This is a genomic window from Variovorax sp. 10N432, from assembly GCF_056394465.1.
The window spans coordinates 1-7,268 of record NZ_JBFTHX010000087.1 but is presented as its reverse complement, the minus strand read 5'-3'; the positions used below and the strand labels follow the sequence as shown (position 1 = coordinate 7,268).

Below are 7,268 nucleotides of genomic sequence, written 5' to 3'. Positions count from 1 at the left end.
ATCGTCGACAGCGTCAAGCGGGTGACCGACATCATGGGCGAGATCACGGCGGCCAGCCAGGAGCAGACCTCGGGGATCGAGCAGATCAACCAGGCGATCACGCAGATGGACCAGGTGACCCAGCAGAACGCGGCGCTGGTGGAAGAGGCTGCGGCCGCTGCCGGGTCGCTGCAGGAGCAGGCCGGGAGCCTGTCGCAAGTCGTGAGCATGTTCAGGCTTGAATCCGAATCCGAAAAGCACTGAGAGAGCATGCGAGTCAATCTACCCATCACCGACCAGGAATACCCGTTGCGGCAAGACGCGGCGCTGGTGTCGCGCACCGATCTGAAGGGGCGCATCACCTACGTCAACCCGACCTTCGTGGAGGTCAGCGGCTACACGCTCGAAGAGCTGATGGGCAAGGCCCACAACATCGTCCGACATCCGGACATGCCGCCCGAGGCCTTCGCCGACATGTGGGACACGTTGGGACGCGGCCTGCCCTGGACCGGATTCGTCAAGAACCGCCGCAAGAACGGCGATTTCTACTGGGTGCAGGCGAACGTGACGCCGATCCGCCGCAACGGAGTCGCCGAAGGCTACATGTCGGTTCGCAGCAAGCCCGAACGGTCGGATGTCGATGAAGCCGACGCGCTCTATCGAAGCATGCGCGAGGGCCTGGCCCGGGGCGTGTCGATCCGCCAGGGCGAGGTGGTCCGCAAGGGATGGTCGGACCCGATGGGCGGCCTGCGTCGCCTGCCGATCCGCAGCCGCGTGATCGCAGCGACGTCGACCGCGGCCGTGCTCTCGGTGGGCATCGGCGCCGTCGGCTGGGTCGAGGCCACGCGTCTCGCGTCCGCCTCCGCCGCCGGCTGGCTCCCCGGCCTGCTGGCCGCCGCGACCGTCGGCAGCGCACTCGCATGGATCGGCTTCGGGTGGTTCATGAGCCGCACCATCTTCCGGCCGCTGGAGCAGGCGGTGGGCGTGGCGCAGGCGATCGCGGGCGGCGCATTGGCCAAGTTCGAGATCCGGCCGCAGGACGAGACCAAGAGCCTGCTGCGCGCGTTGAACCAGATGAGCGCCAACTTTCTCGCGATCGTCGCCGACGTAGGCAGCAACGTCACCGGCGTGATGACGACGTCCGGCCAGATCGCCAGCGGCAACCAGGATCTGTCGTCGCGCACCGAGCAGCAGGCCAGCTCGCTGGAGCAGACCGCGGCGTCCATGGAGCAGCTCACCAGCACCGTCAAGCAAAACGCGGACAACGCGCGCCAGGCCAACCAACTGGCGGTGTCGGCCTCCGAGGTCGCGGTGAAGGGCGGAGAAGTCGTCGGCCAGGTCGTCGACACCATGGCCTCCATCAACGCTTCTTCCCGCAAGATCGTCGACATCATCGGCGTGATCGACGGTATTGCCTTCCAGACCAACATCCTGGCGCTGAACGCGGCGGTGGAAGCCGCACGCGCCGGAGAACAGGGCAAGGGCTTCGCCGTCGTCGCCGCCGAGGTGCGCGGCCTCGCGCAGCGCTCGGCCTCGGCCGCCAAGGAGATCAAGGGCCTCATCGACGACTCGGTGGGCAAGGTCGATGCCGGCAGCGCGCTGGTCGGTGAAGCCGGGAAGACCATGGAGGAGATCGTCGGCAGCGTCAAGCGGGTGACCGACATCATGGGCGAGATCACGACCGCCAGCCAGGAGCAGACCTCGGGCATCGAGCAGATCAACCAGGCCATCACGCAGATGGACCAGGTCACCCAGCAAAACGCGGCGCTGGTGGAGGAAGCCTCCGCCGCGGCGCAGTCGCTGCAGGAGCAGGCCGAAAGCCTGGTTCATGCAGTGAGTGTTTTCAAGTCTTAAACAGGAGTCGACAAGATGAGCACAGTTCAATCGAAGCCCGCCGCCGATGGCGTGGCGAACCCGGCACGCGCGGACAAGCCGCTCGAGTTCCTCTCCTTCACGCTGGGCGCGGAGGAATACGGCATCGACATCCAGAAGGTGCAGGAGCTGCGCGGCTACGACGCGGTGACCCGGATCGCGAACGCGCCGGACTACATCAAGGGGGTGGTGAACCTGCGCGGGATCATCGTTCCGATCATCGACATGCGGATCAAGTTCGCGCTCGGCACGCCGAGCTACGACCAGTTCACGGTGGTGATCGTGCTGAGCATCGGCGGCCGGGTGGTCGGGATGGTGGTCGACAGCGTGTCGGACGTGATCACCTTGACGCCGGAGCAGATCAAGCCGGCGCCGGCGATGGGCTCGGTGCTGGACACCGACTACCTGATCGGGCTGGGCACGCTCGAAGAGCGGATGCTGATCCTGGTCGACATCGACCGCCTGATGTCCAGCGACGAGATGGGCCTGATCGAAGCCGTCGCGGCCTGATACCAACCTCTTTTTGCGTCGAGTACCACCATGACCCTCCTGCCCAACATCCGTATCGGAACACGCCTCGCCATCGGCTTCGCCATCGTTCTGGGCCTGACGATCGTCTCGACCGCCGCGGCCCTGGTCAGCGCGCGGAACAACGCCGAAGCCACCCGCCGCATGATGCAGAGTCCGCTGGCCAAGGAGCGGTTGATCTCCGACTGGTACGTGCTGACCTATTCGGCCATCGCGCGGACGTCGATGATCGCCAAGACCACCGACGAGACGCTGCCCGTGACCTTCGCCGAAGTGATCGCCGACAGCGTCAAGCGGGGCAGCGAGACCATGGCGAAGGTCGAGGCGCTGCTGGTCACCGACGGCGAGAAGCAGACCTACAAGTCGATCGTCGAGCTGCGTGCGAAGTACCAGGCGGCGAAGGACGTGGTGGGCAAGGCGAAAGCCGGCGGCAATGCGGCGGAGACCGAGCGCGTGTTCAAGGACGCTTTCCTGCCGGCCGCGAAGGCCTATGAAAGCCGGGTGCTCGACCTGCTGTCGATGGAGCGCCAGGCGATCGACGACATGAGCCGCGCCATCGATGCCGCCAACGCCCGCAGCTTCTCGCTGACGCTGGCCCTTGGCGTGCTGACGGTGCTCATCGGCAGTCTCTTCGCGTGGCTGATCTCGCGCAGCATCACGAGGCCGATCGACAAGGCGGTCAAGGTGGCGCAGACGGTGGCCTCCGGCGACCTCAGCGCGCGCATCGAGATCGAGAGCCGCGACGAGACCGGCCAGCTGATGCGGGCGCTCAAGGAGATGAACGACAGCCTGGTGAAGATCGTCGGCGAAGTCCGCACCGGCACCGACACGATCGCGACGGCCTCGGGCCAGATCGCCACGGGCAACCAGGACCTGTCGTCGCGCACCGAAGAGCAGGCGAGCTCGCTGGAAGAAACCGCCGCGTCGATGGAGGAACTGACCTCGACGGTGAAGCAGAACGCCGACAACGCACGCCAGGCCAATCAACTCGCCGTCTCGGCTTCCGAAGTCGCCGTCAAGGGCGGCAGCGTGGTGAGCCAGGTGGTCGACACCATGGGATCGATCAATGCCTCGTCGCGCAAGATCGTGGACATCATCGGCGTCATCGACGGCATCGCCTTCCAGACCAACATCCTGGCGTTGAACGCGGCGGTGGAAGCCGCACGCGCCGGCGAGCAGGGCCGCGGCTTCGCGGTGGTGGCGTCGGAAGTGCGCAGCCTGGCGCAGCGCTCGGCGGCGGCGGCCAAGGAGATCAAGACCTTGATCGGCGACTCGGTGGAAAAGGTCGAAGAGGGCAGCAAGCAGGTGGCGGAAGCCGGCAAGACGATGGAAGAGATCGTCGACAGCGTCAAGCGGGTGACCGACATCATGGGCGAGATCACGGCGGCCAGCCAGGAGCAGACCTCCGGCATCGAGCAGATCAACCAGGCGATCACGCAGATGGACCAGGTGACGCAGCAGAACGCGGCGCTGGTGGAAGAGGCCGCGGCCGCTGCCGGGTCGCTGCAGGAGCAGGCATCGAGCCTGGTGAAGGCCGTCGGTGTCTTCAAGCTGGATGCGGCCACCGGCGGACGCAGCGAACCGGCCTTCGGCCGACCCGCTGCCGTCGCGGCGGCGGCGCCGAAGGCCGCCCGAAGGACCTCTGCGCCGGCCATCGAAAAGAAGGGCGCCAGCGCGCCGCAGCTCGCCTCGGCCGCCAGTGCCGCGGGCGACTGGACCGAATTCTGAACTGAAAACACATGACTGGCCTCAAGGCCTCAACAGGGAATCCACATGAATGCGTTCTACAACCTCAGGATCGCGAGCAAGCTCCTGATCTCCTTCGTCATCGTTCTGGCGCTGACCGTGTTCGTCGGCGTCTTTTCGGTGATGCAGCTGGCGAAGGTCAACCAGATGTCGACCGACATCACGACCAACTGGATGCCCGCCACGCGCTCGTTGCTCGAAATGAAGGGCCTGATGGCGCGCTATCGCTCGATGGAGCTGCAGCACATCCTGTCGAGCACCGAGGCCGACATGGCCGGCTACGAGAAGTCGATGACCGATGCCTGGGCCAGCCTGCAGAAGAGCCGCGGCGCCTACGAGAAGCTGATCTCCGAGCCGGAAGAAAAGAAGGTCTACCCGGAATTCGTCAAGGCGATGGGCCAGTACGCGCTGGAGCATGACAAGGTCATCGCCCTGTCCCGCGCCCAGAAGAACGAAGAGGCGGTCGCCATGGTCCGCGGCGAATCGCTGCGCCTGAATCTCGAACTGAGCAAGATGCTCGACACCCTGGCCGAAGTCAACGAGGTGGGTGCCCGGAAGGCGGACGAGACCGGCAACGCGGTCTATCAGGATGCCCGGCTCTGGGTCATCGGCAGCCTGCTGGGCAGCGTGGTGCTGGGCCTGTTGCTCGCACTCTGGATCGCCCGCATCGTCGCCAAGCCGCTGGCCGAAGCCGTGAAGGTGGCGCAATCCGTGGCCGCCGGCGACCTGACCAGCCGCGTCGAGGCTCGCACGACGGACGAGACCGGCCAGCTGATGCGGGCGCTCAAGGAGATGAACGACAGCCTGGTGAAGATCGTGGGCGAAGTCCGCACCGGCACCGACACGATCGCGACGGCCTCGGGCCAGATCGCCACGGGCAACCAGGACCTGTCCTCGCGCACCGAAGAGCAGGCCAGCTCGCTGGAAGAAACGGCGGCCTCGATGGAGGAGCTGACTTCGACGGTGAAGCAGAACGCCGACAACGCCCGCCAGGCCAACCAACTCGCCGTCTCCGCTTCCGAAGTCGCCGTCAAGGGCGGCAGCGTGGTCAGCCAGGTGGTCGACACCATGGGTTCGATCAATGCCTCGTCACGCAAGATCGTGGACATCATCGGCGTGATCGACGGCATCGCGTTCCAGACCAACATCCTGGCGTTGAACGCGGCGGTGGAAGCYGCACGCGCCGGCGAGCAGGGCCGCGGCTTCGCGGTGGTGGCGTCGGAAGTGCGCAGCCTGGCGCAGCGCTCGGCGGCGGCGGCCAAGGAGATCAAGACCCTGATCGGCGACTCGGTGGAAAAGGTCGAGGAAGGCAGCAAGCAGGTGGCGGAAGCCGGCAAGACGATGGAAGAGATCGTCGACAGCGTCAAGCGGGTGACCGACATCATGGGCGAGATCACGGCGGCSAGCCAGGAGCAGACCTCCGGCATCGAGCAGATCAACCAGGCGATCACGCAGATGGACCAGGTGACGCAGCAGAACGCGGCGCTGGTGGAAGAGGCCGCGGCCGCTGCCGGGTCGCTGCAGGAGCAGGCGTCGAGCCTGGTGAACTCGGTGAGCGTCTTCAGGCTCGGCGCCGGCCGCTGAGCGGAATTTCTCGCCAACCCTTCAGGATCCGCCTCTCGCTGCCGATAGCAGGGGGTCCATTCAACCCGCAGGCCCCGCATGTCCCAGCTCCTGAACTTCCGCTCCATGACCATCGCGAGACGGCTCGGCATGCTCGTCTGCGCAGCGGTCCTCGGCGTATTCGCGTTGACCGGCCTTTTCCTGTATTCCGAGCAGAAGCTCATCATGGAGGAGCGCCAGGCCAGCGTGCGGCAGGCCGTCGAGACCGCGCACGGCATCCTGGTGTACTACCACGGCCTGGCGCAGAAGGGCGTGTTGGGCGAGCCGCAAGCCAAGGAACAGGCCATGCAGGCGCTGCGCGGCCTGCGCTACAGCGGGAACGAATATTTCTGGCTGAACGACATGACGCCGCAGATGCTGATGCATCCGATCAGCGCGGCGCTCGAGGGCAAGGACCTGTCGGACAACAAGGACAGCACCGGCAAGGCGATCTTCACCGAGTTCGTGAAGACCGTGCAGGCCAGCGGTGCCGGCTTCGTTTCCTACGAGTGGGCCAAGCCGGGCAGCGAGACGCCGGTGCCCAAGGTGTCCTACGTCAAGGGGTTCAAGCCCTGGGGATGGATCGTCGGCTCCGGTGTCTATGTTGACACGGTGCATGCCAGGATCGCGGAGCGGCTGGTCGGATTCTCGGCCTGCGCCCTGGGCCTGGCGGCCGCGCTCTTCGCAATCGGCTGGACCATCTCGCGCGGCCTGCTGAAGCAGCTCGGCGGCGAGCCGGCTGCCGCGACGGCCGTGGCCCGTCGCATTGCGCAGGGCGACCTGGCAGCGAGCGTGACCTTGAAGGCCGGCGACGCATCGAGCCTGATGCATGCGATCGAGCACATGCGCGGCAGCCTCTCCAAAGTGGTGGATGAAGTGCGCACGGGCACCGACACGATCGCGACGGCTTCGAGCCAGATCGCCACGGGCAACCAGGACCTGTCGTCGCGCACCGAGCAGCAGGCCAGTTCGCTGGAAGAGACCGCTGCCTCGATGGAGGAACTGACTTCGACGGTGAAGCAGAACGCCGACAACGCCCGCCAGGCCAACCAACTCGCGGTCTCGGCTTCCGAAGTCGCCGTCAAGGGCGGCAGTGTGGTCAGCCAGGTGGTCGACACCATGGGCTCGATCAATGCCTCGTCGCGCAAGATCGTCGACATCATCGGCGTGATCGACGGCATCGCCTTCCAGACCAACATCCTGGCGTTGAACGCGGCGGTGGAAGCCGCTCGCGCCGGCGAGCAGGGCCGTGGCTTCGCGGTGGTGGCCTCCGAAGTGCGCAGCCTGGCGCAGCGCTCGGCGGCGGCGGCCAAGGAGATCAAGACCTTGATCGGCGACTCGGTGGAGAAGGTCGAGGAAGGCAGCAAGCAGGTGGCGGAAGCCGGCAAGACGATGGAAGAGATCGTCGACAGCGTCAAGCGGGTGACCGACATCATGGGCGAGATCACGGCGGCCAGCCAGGAGCAGACCTCGGGGATCGAGCAGATCAACCAGGCGATCACGCAGATGGACCAGGTGACCCAGCAGAACGCGGCGCTGGT

5 protein-coding genes and 1 pseudogene are annotated in these 7,268 nt (G+C 66.1%); all 6 read left to right on the top strand.

The features are described from left to right. A pseudogene (locus AC1DF3_RS36365) lies at window positions 1-243 on the top strand (methyl-accepting chemotaxis protein); the annotation flags it as partial. A 6-nt stretch (window positions 244-249) separates the two neighbouring features. Next, window positions 250-1,833 (top strand): methyl-accepting chemotaxis protein, encoded by a 1,584-nt coding sequence (locus tag AC1DF3_RS36360; protein WP_286536609.1) that lies wholly within the window; start codon window positions 250-252, stop codon window positions 1,831-1,833. A gap of 15 nt (window positions 1,834-1,848) precedes the next feature. Next, complete coding sequence (locus AC1DF3_RS36355; RefSeq protein WP_286511327.1) at window positions 1,849-2,361, top strand: chemotaxis protein CheW; 513 nt, start codon at window positions 1,849-1,851, stop codon at window positions 2,359-2,361. 30 nt (window positions 2,362-2,391) lie between these two features. Further along, window positions 2,392-4,107: a methyl-accepting chemotaxis protein gene (locus AC1DF3_RS36350; RefSeq protein WP_286536608.1), complete on the top strand. Its 1,716-nt coding sequence runs from the start codon at window positions 2,392-2,394 to the stop codon at window positions 4,105-4,107. A 45-nt stretch (window positions 4,108-4,152) separates the two neighbouring features. Then, complete coding sequence (locus AC1DF3_RS36345; RefSeq protein ID WP_478142719.1) at window positions 4,153-5,709, top strand: methyl-accepting chemotaxis protein; 1,557 nt, start codon at window positions 4,153-4,155, stop codon at window positions 5,707-5,709. Window positions 5,710-5,787: 78 nt separating this feature from the next. Next, the coding region (locus AC1DF3_RS36340; RefSeq protein WP_478142718.1) for a methyl-accepting chemotaxis protein at window positions 5,788-7,268 on the top strand (1,481 nt) is incomplete at its 3' end.

Excerpts from the sequence above, each read along its gene's own strand:
- AC1DF3_RS36360 (WP_286536609.1), top strand. The coding sequence starts at position 250 with ATGCGAGTCAATCTACCCATCACCGACCAGGAATACCCGTTGCGGCAA.
- AC1DF3_RS36355 (WP_286511327.1), top strand. The coding sequence starts at position 1,849 with ATGAGCACAGTTCAATCGAAGCCCGCCGCCGATGGCGTGGCGAACCCG.
- AC1DF3_RS36350 (WP_286536608.1), top strand. The coding sequence starts at position 2,392 with ATGACCCTCCTGCCCAACATCCGTATCGGAACACGCCTCGCCATCGGC.